The organism is Stenotrophomonas sp. Y6, from assembly GCF_022436665.1.
Lineage (GTDB): Bacteria > Pseudomonadota > Gammaproteobacteria > Xanthomonadales > Xanthomonadaceae > Stenotrophomonas > Stenotrophomonas acidaminiphila_A.
The window spans coordinates 552,352-567,939 of record NZ_JAKUKB010000001.1 but is presented as its reverse complement, the minus strand read 5'-3'; the positions used below and the strand labels follow the sequence as shown (position 1 = coordinate 567,939).

The 15,588-nt window shown below is 71.2% G+C and carries 20 protein-coding genes; 3 read left to right on the top strand and 17 right to left on the bottom strand.

Going from position 1 to position 15,588, the window contains the following annotated elements; all coding sequences use genetic code 11:
• Positions 1-54: 54 nt before the first annotated feature.
• Positions 55-600, bottom strand: a complete 546-nt coding sequence (locus MKP15_RS02585) for a DNA-3-methyladenine glycosylase I (RefSeq protein WP_240211684.1) — start codon at positions 598-600, stop codon at positions 55-57.
• A gap of 168 nt (positions 601-768) precedes the next feature.
• Here MKP15_RS02585 and MKP15_RS02580 point away from each other — a divergent pair, with 168 nt between their 5' ends.
• From MKP15_RS02580 to MKP15_RS02570, 3 genes are read left to right on the top strand one after another with little or no spacing between them, the layout of a single operon-like run.
• Positions 769-1,335 carry a YqgE/AlgH family protein gene (locus MKP15_RS02580; protein WP_104938231.1) on the top strand — a complete coding sequence of 189 codons (567 nt, stop codon included), beginning with the start codon at positions 769-771 and terminating at the stop codon, positions 1,333-1,335.
• Positions 1,328-1,795: a Holliday junction resolvase RuvX gene (gene ruvX, locus MKP15_RS02575; RefSeq protein WP_161614741.1), complete on the top strand. Its 468-nt coding sequence runs from the start codon at positions 1,328-1,330 to the stop codon at positions 1,793-1,795. Before MKP15_RS02580 ends, ruvX begins: the two co-directional genes overlap by 8 nt.
• 15 nt (positions 1,796-1,810) lie before the next feature.
• Positions 1,811-2,761: an aspartate carbamoyltransferase catalytic subunit gene (locus tag MKP15_RS02570; RefSeq protein ID WP_104938233.1), complete on the top strand. Its 951-nt coding sequence runs from the start codon at positions 1,811-1,813 to the stop codon at positions 2,759-2,761.
• 42 nt (positions 2,762-2,803) lie between these two features.
• On the opposite strand, the gene MKP15_RS02565 is transcribed toward MKP15_RS02570, so the two are convergent.
• From MKP15_RS02565 to MKP15_RS02490, 16 genes are all read right to left on the bottom strand, one after another.
• Positions 2,804-3,604 carry an alpha/beta hydrolase-fold protein gene (locus MKP15_RS02565; protein WP_240211683.1) on the bottom strand — a complete coding sequence of 267 codons (801 nt, stop codon included), beginning with the start codon at positions 3,602-3,604 and terminating at the stop codon, positions 2,804-2,806.
• Positions 3,605-3,671: 67 nt separating this feature from the next.
• Entirely contained in the window at positions 3,672-3,938 is a 267-nt protein-coding gene (locus MKP15_RS02560; RefSeq protein ID WP_240211682.1) for a hypothetical protein, read from the bottom strand.
• Positions 3,939-3,981: 43 nt separating this feature from the next.
• A complete protein-coding gene (gene mgtE / locus MKP15_RS02555; RefSeq protein WP_054663749.1) occupies positions 3,982-5,343 on the bottom strand; it encodes a magnesium transporter in 1,362 nt (453 codons plus the stop codon).
• Between the two features lie 128 nt (positions 5,344-5,471).
• On the bottom strand, positions 5,472-7,196 hold the full coding sequence (gene ptsP, locus MKP15_RS02550) for a phosphoenolpyruvate--protein phosphotransferase (RefSeq protein ID WP_240211681.1): 1,725 nt from the start codon (positions 7,194-7,196) through the stop codon (positions 5,472-5,474).
• Between the two features lie 58 nt (positions 7,197-7,254).
• Entirely contained in the window at positions 7,255-7,524 is a 270-nt protein-coding gene (locus tag MKP15_RS02545; protein WP_054663755.1) for an HPr family phosphocarrier protein, read from the bottom strand.
• Positions 7,517-7,909, bottom strand: coding sequence for a PTS fructose IIA subunit family protein (locus tag MKP15_RS02540; protein ID WP_104938239.1), 393 nt, complete (start codon positions 7,907-7,909; stop codon positions 7,517-7,519). Before MKP15_RS02540 ends, MKP15_RS02545 begins: the two co-directional genes overlap by 8 nt.
• A 65-nt stretch (positions 7,910-7,974) precedes the next feature.
• Positions 7,975-8,853, bottom strand: coding sequence for an RNase adapter RapZ (gene rapZ / locus MKP15_RS02535; RefSeq protein WP_161614736.1), 879 nt, complete (start codon positions 8,851-8,853; stop codon positions 7,975-7,977).
• Positions 8,850-9,800 carry an HPr(Ser) kinase/phosphatase gene (gene hprK, locus MKP15_RS02530; RefSeq protein WP_161614735.1) on the bottom strand — a complete coding sequence of 317 codons (951 nt, stop codon included), beginning with the start codon at positions 9,798-9,800 and terminating at the stop codon, positions 8,850-8,852. The genes rapZ and hprK overlap by 4 nt, the downstream gene beginning before the upstream one ends.
• Positions 9,797-10,249 (bottom strand): PTS sugar transporter subunit IIA, encoded by a 453-nt coding sequence (locus MKP15_RS02525; RefSeq protein WP_104938241.1) that lies wholly within the window; start codon positions 10,247-10,249, stop codon positions 9,797-9,799. Before MKP15_RS02525 ends, hprK begins: the two co-directional genes overlap by 4 nt.
• A gap of 24 nt (positions 10,250-10,273) precedes the next feature.
• The gene (gene raiA / locus MKP15_RS02520; RefSeq protein WP_054663771.1) at positions 10,274-10,588 is read right to left on the bottom strand and encodes a ribosome-associated translation inhibitor RaiA; all 315 of its coding nucleotides are present in this window, start codon (positions 10,586-10,588) and stop codon (positions 10,274-10,276) included.
• 58 nt (positions 10,589-10,646) lie between these two features.
• Complete coding sequence (locus MKP15_RS02515) at positions 10,647-12,089, bottom strand: RNA polymerase factor sigma-54 (RefSeq protein ID WP_240211680.1); 1,443 nt, start codon at positions 12,087-12,089, stop codon at positions 10,647-10,649.
• 42 nt (positions 12,090-12,131) lie between these two features.
• Positions 12,132-12,851 carry an LPS export ABC transporter ATP-binding protein gene (gene lptB, locus MKP15_RS02510; RefSeq protein ID WP_104938243.1) on the bottom strand — a complete coding sequence of 240 codons (720 nt, stop codon included), beginning with the start codon at positions 12,849-12,851 and terminating at the stop codon, positions 12,132-12,134.
• Complete coding sequence (lptA, locus tag MKP15_RS02505; RefSeq protein WP_202626436.1) at positions 12,851-13,390, bottom strand: lipopolysaccharide transport periplasmic protein LptA; 540 nt, start codon at positions 13,388-13,390, stop codon at positions 12,851-12,853. The genes lptB and lptA overlap by 1 nt, the downstream gene beginning before the upstream one ends.
• Positions 13,359-13,934 (bottom strand): LPS export ABC transporter periplasmic protein LptC, encoded by a 576-nt coding sequence (lptC, locus tag MKP15_RS02500; protein WP_240211679.1) that lies wholly within the window; start codon positions 13,932-13,934, stop codon positions 13,359-13,361. The genes lptA and lptC overlap by 32 nt, the downstream gene beginning before the upstream one ends.
• Positions 13,931-14,479, bottom strand: a complete 549-nt coding sequence (locus tag MKP15_RS02495; RefSeq protein WP_240211678.1) for an HAD hydrolase family protein — start codon at positions 14,477-14,479, stop codon at positions 13,931-13,933. Before MKP15_RS02495 ends, lptC begins: the two co-directional genes overlap by 4 nt.
• Positions 14,480-14,543: 64 nt before the next feature.
• Complete coding sequence (locus MKP15_RS02490; RefSeq protein WP_161614732.1) at positions 14,544-15,545, bottom strand: KpsF/GutQ family sugar-phosphate isomerase; 1,002 nt, start codon at positions 15,543-15,545, stop codon at positions 14,544-14,546.
• Positions 15,546-15,588 lie beyond the last annotated feature (43 nt).

Here is a 15,588-nt window from a genome sequence, read left to right as displayed (position 1 = left end):
CCGCAGCGGGGCCTGGCGCGCCGCTGCAGCGGCGCCGGCCGGTGCCGCGCGCGATCAGCCGCCGACGCCGCCCAGCCACGGTGGCGCCGCCGCGCGGATGTCGGCCATCACCGGGCAATCATCGCGGTGCGCGCCGGGCAGGTAGCCCAGGCTCATCAGGAACTCGCCGGTGATCTCGCCGCCGGTGAAGCGGAACGTCTTCTTGAACAGCTTCACCCAGTCGGCTTTGGGCCGCGGGTGGTGCGCGTCGAGCCACTGCGCGAAGCCGCCGTGCGAATCGCGCAGGCCGCGGATCACCCCGGCGTTGTGGATGGCGGCCAGGACCTTGAGCCGGTTGCGGATGATGCCGGCGTCACCCAGCAGGCGGGCGATGTCGGCCTCGCCGTAGGCGGCCACGGCATCCACGTCGAAGCCGTGGTAGGCGCGGCGGAAGCCCTCGCGCTTGCGCAGGATGGTTTCCCAGCTCAGCCCGGCCTGGTTGATCTCCAGCAGCAGGCGCTCGAACAGGTCCTGCTCCGCACGCTGCGGGAATCCGTATTCGCGGGCGTGGTAATGGGCGTGGACCGGATGACCGGGCGCGATATCGCAATAGGCGCTCATGGACGGTGATGGACCCAGGGCTGGCCAGTATAGGCGCGCTGCCGGTGCGGCCGCGGCCGCGCATGGAGGCGCGCGCCGCGCCGCGGCTTCGACGCGGTGGGCCGGTACCGGGCATGGGCGGTGCGTGCGCGCCGGGCGCGGCTGCGTGGCTGGCGGTAGAATGCGGCCATGTCCACGCATTTCGACAATCTGGCCAATCACCTGCTGGTCGCCTTGCCCTCGCTGACCGATTCGGGATTCGCGCGCAGCGTCGCGCTGATCTGCCAGCACGACGACAACGGCGCCATGGGCGTGGTGGTCAACCAGCCTTCGGAATACACCCTGGGCGAAGTGCTCTCGCAGATGGAGATCGACACCGGCGACGAGCGCCTGCGCGCGCTGCCGGTGCTCAATGGCGGCCCGGTGCATACCGGGCGCGGCTTCGTCATCCACGACGATGCACGCGACTGGGATTCCAGCCTGGCCGTGGGCCAGGGCCTGTACCTGACCACCTCTCGCGACATCCTCGAAGCCATGGCCCGGGGCGACGGCCCGCGCAACGCGCTGGTCACCCTGGGCTGCGCCGGCTGGGGCGCCGGCCAGCTGGAGCAGGAACTGGCCGAGGACAGCTGGCTGACCGTGCCGGCCGACCCGGTGGTGCTGTTCGAGGCGCCGCTGGACGAGCGCTGGCAGCTGGCCGCCTCGCGCATCGGCGTGGACCTGTTCCGCCTGGCCGGGTACAGCGGCCATGCCTGATCCGGCGGCGCTTTCGCCCGACAGCACGGTGTTGGGGTTCGACGTCGGCTCGCGCCGCATCGGCGTGGCCATCGGCAGTGCCTTCAGCGTCGGCGCGCGCGCGCTGGCGGTGGTCGAGGTGCGCGGCGACGGCCCCGACTGGGCCGCGCTCGACCGGCTGCAGCGCGAGTGGCGCCCGCACGGCCTGATCGTCGGCGACCCGCTGACCCTGGACGGCGACGACCAGCCCAACCGCAAGCGCGCGCAGGCCTTCGCCCGGCAACTGCTGCAGCGCTACCAGGTCCCCGTGCTGCTGGTGGACGAACGTTCCAGCTCGGTGGAAGCGGCGCGGCGTTTCGCCGTCGACCGCGCCGAGGGCCGCAAGCGCCGTCGCGACGCCGCCAACCTGGACGCGGTCGCCGCCGCGGTCATCATCGAACGCTGGCTGTCCGCCCCCGGCGACGCCACCCCCGTTTCCTGACCCCCAAGACCTGCCATGACCGCCTCCCAACTCGATGCCGACGGACGCCTGCGCCACCTGCTGACCCTGGAGGGCCTGCCGCGCGAACACCTGCTGCAGCTGCTGGACCGCGCCGGGCAGATCCGCGACGCGGCGGTGGGCCGTGTCGGCAACAAGCGCGGGGTGCTGGCCGGCACCGCGGTGTGCACGCTGTTCTTCGAACCGTCCACCCGCACCCGCAGTTCGTTCCAGCTGGCCGCGCAGCGGCTGGGCGCGGACGTGCTGAATTTCGACGCGTCCACCTCGTCCACGCGCAAGGGCGAGACCGCCTGCGACACGCTGCGCAACCTGGAAGCGATGGGCGTGCGCGGCTTCGTGGTACGCCACCCCGACGACGGCGCGGTGGCCGAGCTGGCTGCCGCCGCGGGCGAGGGCACCGCGCTGATCAACGCCGGTGACGGCCGCAGCGCGCACCCGACCCAGGGCCTGCTGGACATGCTGACCCTGCGCCAGGCCAAGGGCCCGGACTTCTCGAAACTGAAGGTGCTGATCGTCGGCGACGTGAAGCACTCGCGCGTGGCGCGCACCGACCTGCATGCGCTGCGCACGCTGGGCGTTGGTGAAATCCGCGTCTGCGGCCCGCAGTCGCTGTTGCCGGACGCAGACACGCTGCGCGGCTGCGTGGTCGGGCAGGATTTCGACGCCATGCTCGAAGGCGCCGACGCGCTGATGATGCTGCGCCTGCAGCGCGAGCGCATGGAAGAAGGCCTGGTGCCGTCGCTGGAGCAGTACCACGCCGAATACGGTCTCACCGCCGCGCGCCTGCGGCGTGCCGCCAGCGACGCGGCGGTGCTGCATCCGGGCCCGATCAACCGCGGCGTGGAAGTCACCGACGAGGTGGCCGACGGCCCGCAGTCGTGGGTATTGCGCCAGGTCGCCAACGGCGTGGCCGTGCGCATGGCGGTGCTGGAAACGCTGCTGGGCTGAGCCCGACCGTGGCGCCGGCGCCGTGCCGGTGCACTGGCGGCGTCAGCGTTCCTGCGCGAACAGCCAGCGCCACATCGCCGGGTCGGCGTAGGTGGCGTCCCAGGCGTTGTGGTTGCCCTGCGGGTATTCGGTGTAACGCGCGTCGCGGGCAGCCACCGCCTGGAAGGCGGCATGCAGCCGGCGGTCGTCGTCCGGGCGCACCACGTCGTCGCGCGCGCCGTGGAAGATCCAGACCGGCGTGTCCTTCAGGCGCAGGGCCATGGCCTGGTAGGGGTCGGATTCCGCGGCGACGGCCTCCACCCGCAGGCCCGGCCGTTCGGCGCGCGGAGGGCGTACCGCGCCGCACACCGGCACCAGCGCGGCGAAGCGCCCCGGGTCGGCCAGGGCGATGTTCCAGCTGCCGTAGCCGCCCATCGACATGCCGGTCAGGTACTGGCGCCGCGGATCGGCGTCGAACTCGCGCATCGCCGCATCCAGCGCGGCGACCGCCAGGCGCGCGTTGCGCCCGCTCCATTCCCCGCCCCTGGCCACCTGCGGCAGCACCACCAGCGCCGGGAAGTCCGCCGCATGGGCGCGCAGGTAGGGTCCCAGCCCGGCCTCGGTCTGGCGCCTGCCGTCGTCGCCGCGCTCGCCCGAGCCGTGCAGGAACAGCACCACCGGCAGCGCGCCGGCGGCGCGCGCGGACGTCGCGGGCACGAACACCAGGTAGGGCATGCGCACGCCATCGAACTCGATGCTGCGGGCGACGAACCGCCCTTCGTCGCTCGCGGGGAGCGAGGCACAGCCGCCGAGCACGGCCATCAGCACGAGCAGGGGCAGGTGATGCAGACGGGGCCAGGCCATGGGACGCTCCGCGCCGGGGGTGTGGCCATCGTAGCGGCGCTGGCGGCCTGCTGCCCGGTGCGGCGCATCATCGGTGGCGTGGCACGCTGGCGAGGATGGCCAGCTGTTCGCCGGCCTCGGCATTGCCGGCCGCGGCGGCGGCCTGGACCTGCGCCAGGTCCGGGTGCAGCACCACCAGCAGCGGGAACTCGCATTGCGGACAGGCGTACTCGCTCTGCTCGTCGTGCAGTTCCAGCTCCATCTGCCGGGAACCGCCCTGCCATCCGCAGGCCGGGCAGGTATGCGGCTGGTCGCGCCAGCCGGGCTGGTAGTAGTCGGTAATGGTGGTGGTCATGGGGCGGTCGGGCGTGAGGGGCGCGAGGGCGTGGCCGCGCCGCTCAGCGCAGCAGTACCAGGGTCGCCAGTCCGAGGAAGGTGAAGAAACCCATCGAGTCGGTGATGGCGGTCAGGAAGATGCCGCTGGCCAGCGCCGGGTCGAACCCCAGCCGCTTGAGCGTCATCGGGATCAGCACGCCGGCCGACGCCGCCAGCAGCAGATTGCAGGTCAGGGCGATGAAGATCACCAGCGACAGCCCGGGGTTGTGGAACCAGACCAGCACGATCAACCCCAGCACCGCGCCCATCAGCAGGCCGTTGAGCAGGGCCACGCGCAGTTCCTTCCACAGCAGCGCCTTCACGTTGGAGGCGCCCACCTGGCCCAGCGCCAGGCCGCGCACCATCAGCGCCAGCACCTGGGTGCCGGCGTTGCCGCCGAGGCCGGCGACCATCGGCATCAGCACGGCCAGCGCCACCAGCTTGTCGATGGTGCCTTCGAACTGGCCGACCACGTTGGCGGCGACGAATGCGGTGCACAGGTTGACGAACAGCCACACCAGGCGCCGCCGCATGGCGCGCCAGACCGGGCTGAACAGGTCCTCGTCCTCGTCCAGGCCGGCGGCGCCCAGCGCCTGGTGCTCGGCCTGGGCGCGGATGATGTCCACCACGTCGTCGATGGTGATGCGCCCGATCAGGATGTTGTTGTCGTCCACCACCGGCGCCGACACCCAGTCGTGGTCGGAGAATTGCCGCGCGACCTCGTCGGCGCTCTCGCCCACGTCGATCGCCGGCTGCTCGTCGTCGACCAGGCGGTTGATCGGGGTGCTGTCCTCGTGGGTGACCAGCGAGGCCAGCGACACCCGGCCCAGGTACTGGTGGCGGCGGCTGACCACGTACAGGTAGTCGGTGTGGTCGGGCAGTTCGCCGCGCAGGCGCAGGTAGCGCAGCACCACGTCGATGTTGACGTCGGCGCGCACGGTGACCACGTCCGGGTTCATCAGGCGCCCGGCGGTGTCCTCCGGATAGGACAGCACCTGCTCCAGCCGCTCGCGGTTCTCCCGGTCCATCGACTTGAGCACTTCGTCGATGACCGTGTCGGGCAGGTCCTCGACCAGGTCGGCCAGGTCGTCGATGTCCAGGTCTTCGACCGCGGCGATGATCTCGTCCGGGTCCATGTCGGCCAGCAGGCTTTCGCGCACTTCCTCGCCGACGTGGACCAGTACCTCGCCGTCGTCCTCCTGGTCGACCAGGCCCCACACCACCTCGCGCTTGCCCGGCGGCAGCGATTCGAGCAGGTTGCCGATCTCCGCCGGCGCCAGCGTGTTGACCAGCCGCCGCACCGGCCCCAGCCGGCCACTGTCCAGCGCGTCGGAAAGCATGCGCAGCTGGCGCGCGGTCTTGTCGTGGCGTACGGCTTCGGCCATCGGGACTCCGGGAACGGGAGGGCCGCGATGCAGGATGCGGCAGGGAAGGTGTCGGGCGCGTCATTATCACGCGCCGGTGTTTCGGTGCACACCCTCCGCGCCGGTGCGTGGTGCCCGGGCGCCGGCGCTCAGGGCGGGCAGCTGCCGGCGAGCCAGCGCTCGATGCCGCGGCGGTCGCGCGCCTGCAGCAGCTTGCCGGCGCGTGCGCGCAGTTCGCCATGGTTGCAGTCGCGGATCGCCCGGCGTACTTCCAGCAGCGTCGCCGGGTGCAGGCTGAACTCGGTCAGGCCCAGGGCCAGCAGCAGCGGCGTCATGCGCGGGTCGCCGGCGATCTCGCCGCACACCGCCAGCGGCGTGCCGTGCGCGCGCGCGGTGCCGATCACCTGTGCCAGCAGCTGCAGCACCGCCGGATGCAGCGGCGAATACAGCTCGCCCACCGCTTCGTTGTTGCGGTCGGCCGCCAACAGGTACTGCACCAGGTCGTTGGTGCCGACGGACAGGAAATCGATCTGGTCGATGAAGGTCGGCAGGGCGATGGCCGCGGCCGGCACCTCGATCATCGCGCCGACCGGCACGTGCTCGGCCAGCACGTGGCCTTCCTCGCGCAGCGCCGCCGCCTGCCGGGTCATGCGCCGCTTGAGCGCGAGGATTTCCTCGCGGGTGCTGACCATCGGTACCAGCACGCGCACCGGCCCGTAGCCGGAGGCGCGCAGCAGCGCGCGCAGCTGGGTGTCGGCGACCCTGGGATTCGCCAGCAGCAGGCGGATGCCGCGCAGGCCCAGCGCCGGGTTGTCCTCGCGGCCCAGCACCAGCCCGCTGCGATCGGCCTTGTCCGCGCCCAGGTCGAGGATGCGGATGGTCACCGGCCGCCCGCTCATGCCGAGTACGGCGTCGCGGTAGTGATGGAACTGTTCTTCCTCGTCGGGCAGGCCGTTGCGCTGCAGGAACAGGAATTCGGTGCGGTACAGGCCCAGCCCATGCGCGCCCAGGGCGTGCGCGTGGGCCACGTCCTCGCGCGATTCGGCGTTGGCCAGCAGGGTGATGTCCACCCCGTCCACGGTGCGGCTGGGCTTGGAGCGCAGGTGGCCGAGCTCGCGCTGTTCGCGCGCCAGTTCGCGCAGGCGCTGGCGGTACTGGCGCAGGTCGTCGGCGGCCGGCTCCAGCACCACCTCGCCGCTGCCGCCGTCCAGGATCAGCACGTCGCCGTCGTTGATCCGGTTCAGCACGCCGCTGGCGCCGACCACCAGCGGCAGGTGCAGGCTGCGGGCGAGGATGGCGCTGTGCGACAGCGGACTGCCGGCACTGGTGACGATGCCGACCACGCCCTGCGACTGCAGTTGCGCCAGCTCCGAGGGGGCGACGTTCTCGCACACCAGGATTTCGCCCGCCAGGCCCTTCATGCCGGCCGGGCGCTTGTGCAGGAAGGCGTTGATGCGGCCGATGACGTGGTCCAGGTCATCCAGGCGGGCGCGCAGGTAGTCGTCCTCCATGCCCTCGAACACCTGCGCCAGGGTGTCGCGCTGCAGGCGCAGCGCATAGGCCGCGCTGTAGCGCTGGCTGCGGATGCGTTCGTCCAGCGCCAGCAGCAGCTCCGGGTCGTCCAGCAGCATGGCGTGCAGATCGAGGAACTCGCCGACCTCGGCCGGCAGCGCGCCCTGCAGGCGCTGGCGCAGTTCGCGCATCTCGGCGCGGGCCGACTCGATGGCCTGGTGCAGGCGCTGCAGTTCGGCGTCGACCGCGCTGGCGGGGATGCGCTTTTCGGTGACGTCCTGCGCATGCGGCAGGCGCACGCGGGCGCGGCCAAGCGCGCTGCCGCGCGATGCGCCATGGCCATGCAGGCGCAGCGCGGTCATGCCGCCACGCCTCCCGGCGTGGTGCGGGCAGGAACCGCCGCCGCGTCCGCCGCCGCCATCAGCTGTCCTCGTCGAAACGGCGCTCGAACAGATCCACGACCGCCGCCATGGCGTCGGCCTCGTCCTCGCCCTGTACCCGCACCGTGACCGGCGTGCCCTGGCCGGCGGCCAGCAGCATCACGCCCATGATGCTCTTGGCGTTGACCTCGCGGCCCTTGGCCACCAGCGTGGCATTGGCGCGGAAGCCGGACAGCAGCTGCACCAGCTTGGCGGTCGCGCGGGCATGCAGGCCCAGGCGGTTGGATACGGTGAGTTCGCGTTCAAGCATCGTCGATGATGGCTCCATTTCGGGCGCCCGCCGCGGCGGTGGCGGGCAGTTGGTCCAGTCCCTGTTCCGGATAGTTCATCACCCGCAGCAGCATCGGCAGGCTCAGTGCCGATACCCGCCGCACCGGCGTGCCCAGCCGCGCCAGCCGCGCCGCCAGGTTGCTGGGGCTGGCCCCGTACAGGTCGGTCAGCACCAGCACGCCGTCCTCGCCTTCCACCCGGCGCATGGCCGCCGAGGCCAGTGGCAGCTGCGCGTCCAGGTCCGCGTCGAACGGAACCTCGAAGGCCTCGGCATTGAGTGGCAGCTGGCGCAGCAGGCGGGTGGCCACTTCCAGCAGGGAAGAGCCGACGCCGGGATGGGTCACGAGAAGGATGCCGCAGGTCATTACTGAACGTTAACAGGTCGGATGCAGTCCGCGATAGCGCCTGGATCGCGCTTTGCGCGCACCATTCAGTCCTGTTCGCGGTGGAAGGTGGCCACGTCCGGCCAGCCCTGCGCGCGCGCATGCCGGGCCAGGCGCTCGGCCAGGTACACCGAGCGGTGCTTGCCGCCGGTACAACCGAAGGCCACGGTCACGTAACTGCGGGTGTCGTTGCCCAGCCTGGGCAGCCAGGTGTCGAGCAGGTCCTCGAGCTGGGCCGCGTAGCGCACGACTTCCGGCTGCGCGTCCAGGTACTCGCGGACCTCACGGTCGCGGCCGCTCAGCGAGCGCAGTTCCGGGTCCCAGTGCGGGTTGGGCAGCACCCGCGCGTCGAACACGAAATCGGCCTCGGCCGGCACCCCGCGCTTGTAGGCGAAGGACTCGAACAGCAGCGACAGGCCGCTGCCGTGGCCGAGCGCGTATTCGGTGATCAGCTTGCGCCGCAGCTGGTGCACGTTGAGCCGGCTGGTGTCGATCACCGCGTTGGCCTCGCGGCGCAGCGGCGCGGTCAGTTCGCGCTCGCGCACGATCGCCTCGGGCAGGGACAGGCCGAGCTGGCTCAGCGGATGCCGCCGCCGGGTATCGGCGAAGCGCGCCAGCAGGGTGTCGTCGTCGGCCTCGAAGAACAGCAGGGTGGCATCGATGTCGTGGTCGCGCGCCCGCTGCCGCCAGCTGGCGAGCTGGCTCAGGTCGCTGCGGCCGCGCACGTCGATGCCCAGCGCCAGGCGCCGCGGCCGGTCGTCGGTGCGTTCGCCGAGCACGCCACGCACGAACTCCGGCAGCAGGTTGACCGGGATGTTGTCCGAACAGTAGTAGTCCAGGTCCTCGAAGGTCTTCAGCGCCACCGACTTGCCCGAACCGGACAGGCCGCTGACGATGACCAGCACCGGGGCCGGCGTGGCGTTCATGGGATGCGTTGCTCCAGCAGGTTGCTGTGGCGGGCGATGAACATCGCCGCCGGGTCGATGCCCTTGGTGCGCAGGATGTGCAGGCGCGTGGCCGCCTCGGTCAGCACCGCCAGGTTGCGCCCGGGCATCACCGGCAGGGTGATCAGCGGCACGTCCAGGTCGAGCACGTGGCGCTTGCCGGAGTCGCCGGTCAGGCGTTCGTAGCCGTAGCTGCCGGGTTCGGTCATCGGTTTGGTCAGGTGCACGATCAGCCGAAGGTACTTGTTCTTCTTTACAGATGTGTCACCGAACATCTGGCGCACGTTGAGCACGCCCAGGCCGCGCACCTCCAGCAGGTCCTGCAGCAGCTCGGGGCAGGTGCCGTCGAGCACGTCCGGGGCGATCTGGGTGAACTCGGGGGCATCGTCGGCCACCAGCCGGTGGCCGCGGCTGAGCAGTTCCAGCGCCAGCTCGCTCTTGCCCGAGCCGGCCTCGCCGGTGATCAGCACGCCGATGGAGTAGATCTCCATGAATACGCCATGCAGGATGATCCGCGGCGCCAGCGTGCGCGCCAGGTGGTAGGACAGGTGGTTGAGCAGTTCGTGGCCGCGCCGCGGCGACACCCACAGCGGGGTCTGCGATTCGTCGGCGGCCGCGCGCAGGTCCTCCGGGCAGCCGTGGCTCTTGGTGATGACCAGCGCCAGCGGCCGCGCCTGGATGATGCGCTCGATCACTTCCCAGCGCTGGCGCGAATCCAGCGAGTCCAGCCAGGCCAGCTCCTCGGTGCCGAGGATCTGCACCTTGTTCGGGTAGATGGTGTTGAGGTAGCCGGCCAGCGACGGGCGCCGCGCGACGGTGTCGCCGGCATCCAGCTCGCGGTTGCCGCCGGCCTGGCCCGCGGCCCAGCGCAGGTCCAGTTTCTCGCGCTGCTGGTCGAACAGTTCGCGGGCGGTGATGCGGGTGTTCATGAGGGACGGATCCGCTGCGGATGGTCGAGGATCTGCTTCAGCGCGCTGCCGTCGTTGGCCGCGCGCAGGGCGTCGCGGACGTGGGCGTCGGAGAAGATCTCCGCCAGCTCGGACAGCAGCATCAGGTGCTGGTGGGTGTAGTGCTCGGGCACCGCCATGGCGAACACCAGGTCGACCGGTTCGGCGCCGCCGAAATCGATGGGTTGCAGCAGCCGCAGGAAGGCGCCGCGCGGGTGTTGCAGGGTGGGGGAGCGGCCATGCGGGATGGCGATGCCGTGGCCGATGGCGGTACTGCCGACGTTCTCGCGGTCGCACAGGCTGCGGAAGATGCTCTCGGCGCCGGCTTCGCGGCAGGCGAGCAGGCCGGCGGCGGCGCGCAGGGCGCTGTCTCGGTCGGCGGCCGCGAGTACCCGGGTACTCACGGCCGCCATCAGGTCATTCAGGGGCATGACTGCAACGGACGGTGACGGATGTCAGCCATTGTCGCGCAGTGCATGGGAGGCGTGGGGCAGATGCTTTTCCTTGTGCTTGATCACCAGCCGGTCGAGCTTGTCGGCCAGCACGTCGATCGCCGCGTACATGGTCTGTCCGCCGGCCTCGGCGTGCAGGGTCTGGCCGGGGAGATTGGCGCTGGCATCGACATGGTGCTCGTTCTTCTGCAGCGACAGGGTCACCCTGACTTCACAGTGCTGGTCGAAGTGCTTGCCCAGCCGTTGCAGCTTGGTCTCCACGTACTCCTTCAGGGCGGGGGTGACTTCCACGTCTTTGCCAAACGTTTCGATACGCATCGGATGCCTCCTGTGGTTCTTCGGTTGCCAATGAACCCTGCCGCCGGCCGCGAACGTTTCAGACAAGGCGTACGCGTTCGTGGGAGGCGGAGATGTTCATGGCTTCACGATACTTCGCCACGGTGCGGCGCGCCACCGGTATTCCGCTGCCCTTGAGCATGTCGGCCAGCTTGGCGTCAGAAAGCGGCTTGCGCGGGTTTTCGGCCTCGATCAGGCGCCGGATCATCGACTGGATGGCGGTGCTGGAGGCCTCGCCGCCGCCGTCGGTGTCGATGCCCGAGGCGAAGAACGCGCGCAGCGGCAGGGTGCCGCGCGGCGTGCGCACGTGCTTGCCGGCGATGGCGCGGGAGATGGTGGATTCGTGCAGCTCCAGCTCCGCGGCGATCTCGCGCAGGGTCAGTGGCCGCAGCGCCTGCGCGCCGAACTCCAGGAACCCGGCCTGGTGGCGCAGCAGGCTGTTGACCACGCGCAGCAGGGTCTCGCCGCGCGCCTCCAGGCCCTTGAGCAGCCAGCGCGCTTCCTGCAGCTGGCCGCGCAGGTAACTGGCGTCGGCGTCGCCGCAGCGGCGGATCAGCTGCTCGTAGCCACGGTGGATCACCACCCGCGGGCCGGCATGGCCGGCGAGGGCGGCCTTCCACACGCCGCGCTGGCGCCAGACCACGCAGTCGGGCACCACATAGGCGTCCGCGGACACGTCGCCCAGCTGCCGGCCCGGGCGCGGGTCCAGCGTGCGCAGCAGCTGCACGGCCTGCTCGACGGCCTCGGCCGGTTGCCGCAGTTCGGCGGCGATACCGGGAATGCCGGCCCGCGGCAGGCGTTCCAGCGGCCCCGCGGCGATCTGCCGGGCCAGGTCCAGGCCCGGGGTGGCGGCGGGCAGGGCGTCGAGCTGCAGCCCCAGGCATTCGCCCAGGGTACGGGCGCCGACGCCGGGCGGGTCGAAGCGCTGGATCCGGTGCAGCATGGTGAGGATCTCGTCCTCGCCGGCGGCGATGTCCGGGCGCAGCGTCTGGGCGATGGACAGAAGCGGTTCGCGCAGGTAACCGTCCTCGTCCAGCGCATCGACCAGGGCGACGCCGATGGCGCGGTCGCGTGCGCTCAGGTGGGACAGGTGCAGCTGCCACAGCAGGTGGTCGGCGAGGGTGTCGGCCCCGGCGACACAGTCGCGGGCATCGCTGTCGTCGTCATCGAACGAGCCGCCCTGGCCGCCGCTCCACTGCTCGCCCTCGCCGGGCCAGTCCATGCCCGCGTCGGCGTGGCCGTCGCCGGCATCGGCCGCGGCGCTGGCGTCCCCCGGGTCGGGGCCCGGTTCGGGGCCCGGTTCGGGGCCCGGCTCGCCGGGCGCGGCTTCGTCGGCCCATTCCAGCAGCGGGTTGCTCTCCACCGCCCCGGCCAGTTCCAGCTCCAGCTCGGTGCTGGACATCTGCAGCAGGCGGATGGCCTGGCGCAGCTGCGGCGTCATGACCAGCTGCTGTCCCAGCGATGTCTGCAGCCGTGCTTTCATCCCGGTTCCAGGCAGAAGGGGGAACGGCCTGCCGCGGCTGGATCAGAGCGTGAAGCTGTCTCCAAGGTAGACACGGCGGACGTCGGGGTTGGACAGCAGCGCTTCCGGTGCGCCCTGCGCCAGCACGCTGCCCTCGTTGAGGATATACGCGCGGTCGCAGATTCCCAAGGTCTCGCGGACGTTGTGGTCGGTGATCAGCACGCCGATGCCGCGCTGCTTGAGGTGGGTGACGATGCGCTGGATCTCGCCGACCGAGATCGGGTCGACGCCGGCGAACGGTTCGTCGAGCAGGATCAGGCGCGGCTTGGCGGCCAGCGCGCGGGCGATCTCGCAGCGGCGGCGTTCGCCGCCGGACAGGCTGGCGCCGGCCTGGTCGGCGACGTGGCTGATCTGCAGTTCGTCCAGCAGCGCCGACAGTTCGCGTTCGCGGCCGTCGGCGTCCAGGTCCTCGCGCAGTTCCAGCACCAGGCGGATGTTGTCGGCCACGCTGAGCTTGCGGAACACCGACGGCTCCTGCGGCAGGTAGCCGACCCCCAGCCTGGCGCGCGCGTACATCGGCTCGCCGGTGATGTCGCGGCCGTCCAGCACGATGCGGCCGGCGTCGCTCTCGACCAGGCCAACGATCATGTAGAAGCAGGTGGTCTTGCCGGCGCCGTTGGGACCGAGCAGGCCGACCACCTCGCCGGCATCCAGCGACAGGCCGAACTCGCGCACGACCTCGCGGTTTTTGTAGCGCTTGCGCAGGCCTTCGGCGACGAGCATTACTTCTTCTCTCCCGCCGCGGCCGGCGCCTTGTTCCTGGGCTGGATCACGGTGCGCACGCGGGTGCCGTCGCCGCCGCTCTGCATGTCGCCGCTGCGGGTGTTGTAGACCATGCGCTGGCCGGCGTTGGAGCCCCGCTCGGAGTCGACCTTGTAATTGCCGGTCAGCACGATCACCTCGCTGTTGACGTTGTAGTCCATGTTGTCGGCGCGGGCGTTCATCCAGGTGCCGTCGTCCATCTGCTGCTTGAGCGTGGCCTGCTTGCCGGTAAGCACGACGCGTTCGGTCTCGCCGTTCTTCTGGATCACGTCGGCGGTGTCGGCATGGATCTCCAGCGTGCCCTGGACGATGACCACGTTGCCGCTGAAACGGTACTTGCCGTTGCCGCCGGCCAGGTTGCCGCCGCTGTTGTCGGCGACGATGTCCATGGGCTGGTTGCGGTCCGATTCCCTGGCCGTGGCCACGCCGGGAACGAGCGTGGCGGCGAGCAGGACGGCCGGCGCGAGCTTAGCGAGCCTGGCGGGCAGCATTGGGTTCATAACGGGTCTTGACCTGGGAAAGAAGGGAATACTGCCGGGATTTCAGGTCGGCCTCGAAGCCGACGCCGCTCTGCCGCAGGCCCGGGCGGGCCATGGTGACGGGCTCGGCGGTACGGGCCAGGCTGCGTTCGGGGAACACGTCCAGCGCGGTGGTGCGGAAGGTCGTCGGCGGGGTGCCGCCCTGCTCGGGGCTGTCGCCGGCGACGTTGCCGCGCAGGCGCAGTTCGTCGCCCTTGGCGCTGACCCAGCCGGTGTCGGCGCGCAGCTGCCAGTGCCGGCCCTCGGCGTCGGGCAGCAGGAACAGCGGCCGCGCGATGACCGAGGTCTGGTCGGACGCATTGCGCTCCATGGACGGCGCGCGCAGCGTGGCTGCCTCCTTGCCGTCCTTGTCCAGGGTGACGATCTCGAAATCGCCCAGCACGTAATCGGCACGGACCTGCGAGGCGCCGGCCGGCGCCAGGGTCGCGCGGTGCCGCCAGGCCGACCAGCCGCTGGCCAGTGCCGCCAGCAGCAGGCCGGTGCCGATGAGCATGCGCCAGTTCATCGCGCGTACTCCGCCACGACCGCGTCCAGCCGGCCCTGCAGCGCCAGCAGCACGTCGCACAGCTCGCGCGCGGCGCCGCGGCCGCCCTCGGCGCGGGTCTGCCAGTGCACGCGCCCGGCGATCAGCGGGTGCGCGTTGGCCGGCGCCACCGCCAGCCCGACCGCGCACAGCGGGGCCAGGTCCGGCAGGTCGTCGCCCATGAACGCCACTTGCGCCAGGCCGATGCCGAAGCGCTCGCACAGCGCGCGCACGCTGGCCAGCTTGTCGCCGACCGCGATCTGGGTGTCGATGCCCAGGTCGGCGCCGCGGCGCTGCGCCGACAGGCTGTTGCGCGCGGTGATCAGCACCGGGTGGATGCCGTGCTTCTGCAGCAGTTTCAGGCCCAGCCCGTCCTGCACGAAGAACGCCTTGCTCTCGTTGCCGGCGTGGTCGTAGTACAGGCGCCCGTCGGTCAGGGTCCCGTCCACGTCGAAGCACGCCAGCCGGATGGTGGCGGCGACGGCATGCAGCTCGGCGGGAAAGTGGGCCAGGGGAGACCAGGACATGGTGCGGGCGATCCGTTGCGGCGGGGGCGGGCCATCGGGCCCGGAAGCGTGATTGTGCGGGCTTTTAAACCACTTTTGCCCGCAACAGGTCATGAATGTTCAGGGCGCCGACGGCGCGGCCTTCGCCGTCGACGACGATCAGGCCGTTGATCTGGTACTGCTCCAGCATGCGCGCTGCCTCCACCGCCAGCTGGTCGGCGCCGATGGTGCGCGGCGCGCGGGTCATCACCTGGGCGATGCCGGCGGTGCGCACGTCCAGGTCGGTGTCCAGCGCGCGGCGCAGGTCGCCGTCGGTGAACAGCCCGACCAGGCGGCCATGCGCGTCGACCACGGCGGTCATGCCCAGGCGCTTGCGGCTCATCTCCACCAGCGCTTCGCTGAGGCTGGCGTCCTCGCGCACGCTGGGCAGGTCGGCACCGCCGTGCATCACGTCGGTGATGTGCAGCAGCAGGCGCCGGCCGAGGCTGCCGGCCGGGTGCGAGCGGGCGAAGTCGTCGGCGGTGAAGCCGCGCGCGTCCAGCAGGGCCACGGCCAGGGCGTCGCCCATGGCCAGCGAGGTGGTGGTGCTGGAGGTCGGCGCCAGCGCCAGCGGGCAGGCCTCGTGGTCCACGTTCACGTCCAGGTGGATGTCGGCGGCGCTGGCCAGGCTGGACTGCGGGCGGCCGGTCATGGCGATCAGCGGGTTGCCCTGGCGCTTGAGCACCGGCAGCAGCATCAGCACCTCGTCCGATTCGCCGGAGTAGGACAGCGCCAGCACCACGTCGTCGGCGGTGATCATGCCCAGGTCGCCATGTCCGGCCTCGCCCGGGTGCACGTAGAACGCGGGGGTGCCGGTGGAGGCCAGGGTGGCGGCGATCTTGCGCGCGATGTGCCCGGATTTGCCCATGCCGGTGGCCACCACGCGGCCGCGCGAGCCCAGGATCAGCCGGCAGGCGGCGGCGAACGCGTCGCCGATGCGGCCGCCGACCCGTTCCAGTTCGGCGCGTTCGATCTCGAACACGCGGCGGCCGCTGGCGATCAGGTCGGCGTCGTGCAGCGAGTCCGGCGAAAGGGGGGAAGCAGCCATGCGGGCGCCACTCGGGGAGTAGAATGGGCGTTCATTTTATTAG

What these genes read in the sequence shown, in the direction of transcription:
- MKP15_RS02545 (WP_054663755.1), bottom strand. Translation starts at nt 7,524, where the DNA reads ATGCTTGAACGCGAACTCACCGTATCCAACCGCCTGGGCCTGCATGCC.
- MKP15_RS02560 (WP_240211682.1), bottom strand. Translation starts at nt 3,938, where the DNA reads ATGACCACCACCATTACCGACTACTACCAGCCCGGCTGGCGCGACCAG.
- MKP15_RS02580 (WP_104938231.1), top strand. Translation starts at nt 769, where the DNA reads ATGTCCACGCATTTCGACAATCTGGCCAATCACCTGCTGGTCGCCTTG.
- MKP15_RS02515 (WP_240211680.1), bottom strand. Translation starts at nt 12,089, where the DNA reads ATGAAAGCACGGCTGCAGACATCGCTGGGACAGCAGCTGGTCATGACG.
- MKP15_RS02495 (WP_240211678.1), bottom strand. Translation starts at nt 14,479, where the DNA reads ATGTCCTGGTCTCCCCTGGCCCACTTTCCCGCCGAGCTGCATGCCGTC.
- hprK (WP_161614735.1), bottom strand. Translation starts at nt 9,800, where the DNA reads ATGAACACCCGCATCACCGCCCGCGAACTGTTCGACCAGCAGCGCGAG.
- MKP15_RS02540 (WP_104938239.1), bottom strand. Translation starts at nt 7,909, where the DNA reads ATGACCTGCGGCATCCTTCTCGTGACCCATCCCGGCGTCGGCTCTTCC.
- lptB (WP_104938243.1), bottom strand. Translation starts at nt 12,851, where the DNA reads ATGCTCGTCGCCGAAGGCCTGCGCAAGCGCTACAAAAACCGCGAGGTC.
- mgtE (WP_054663749.1), bottom strand. Translation starts at nt 5,343, where the DNA reads ATGGCCGAAGCCGTACGCCACGACAAGACCGCGCGCCAGCTGCGCATG.
- MKP15_RS02565 (WP_240211683.1), bottom strand. Translation starts at nt 3,604, where the DNA reads ATGGCCTGGCCCCGTCTGCATCACCTGCCCCTGCTCGTGCTGATGGCC.
- raiA (WP_054663771.1), bottom strand. Translation starts at nt 10,588, where the DNA reads ATGCGTATCGAAACGTTTGGCAAAGACGTGGAAGTCACCCCCGCCCTG.
- MKP15_RS02570 (WP_104938233.1), top strand. Translation starts at nt 1,811, where the DNA reads ATGACCGCCTCCCAACTCGATGCCGACGGACGCCTGCGCCACCTGCTG.
- MKP15_RS02525 (WP_104938241.1), bottom strand. Translation starts at nt 10,249, where the DNA reads ATGCCCCTGAATGACCTGATGGCGGCCGTGAGTACCCGGGTACTCGCG.
- ruvX (WP_161614741.1), top strand. Translation starts at nt 1,328, where the DNA reads ATGCCTGATCCGGCGGCGCTTTCGCCCGACAGCACGGTGTTGGGGTTC.
- rapZ (WP_161614736.1), bottom strand. Translation starts at nt 8,853, where the DNA reads ATGAACGCCACGCCGGCCCCGGTGCTGGTCATCGTCAGCGGCCTGTCC.
- ptsP (WP_240211681.1), bottom strand. Translation starts at nt 7,196, where the DNA reads ATGACCGCGCTGCGCCTGCATGGCCATGGCGCATCGCGCGGCAGCGCG.
- MKP15_RS02585 (WP_240211684.1), bottom strand. Translation starts at nt 600, where the DNA reads ATGAGCGCCTATTGCGATATCGCGCCCGGTCATCCGGTCCACGCCCAT.
- MKP15_RS02490 (WP_161614732.1), bottom strand. Translation starts at nt 15,545, where the DNA reads ATGGCTGCTTCCCCCCTTTCGCCGGACTCGCTGCACGACGCCGACCTG.
- lptA (WP_202626436.1), bottom strand. Translation starts at nt 13,390, where the DNA reads ATGAACCCAATGCTGCCCGCCAGGCTCGCTAAGCTCGCGCCGGCCGTC.
- lptC (WP_240211679.1), bottom strand. Translation starts at nt 13,934, where the DNA reads ATGAACTGGCGCATGCTCATCGGCACCGGCCTGCTGCTGGCGGCACTG.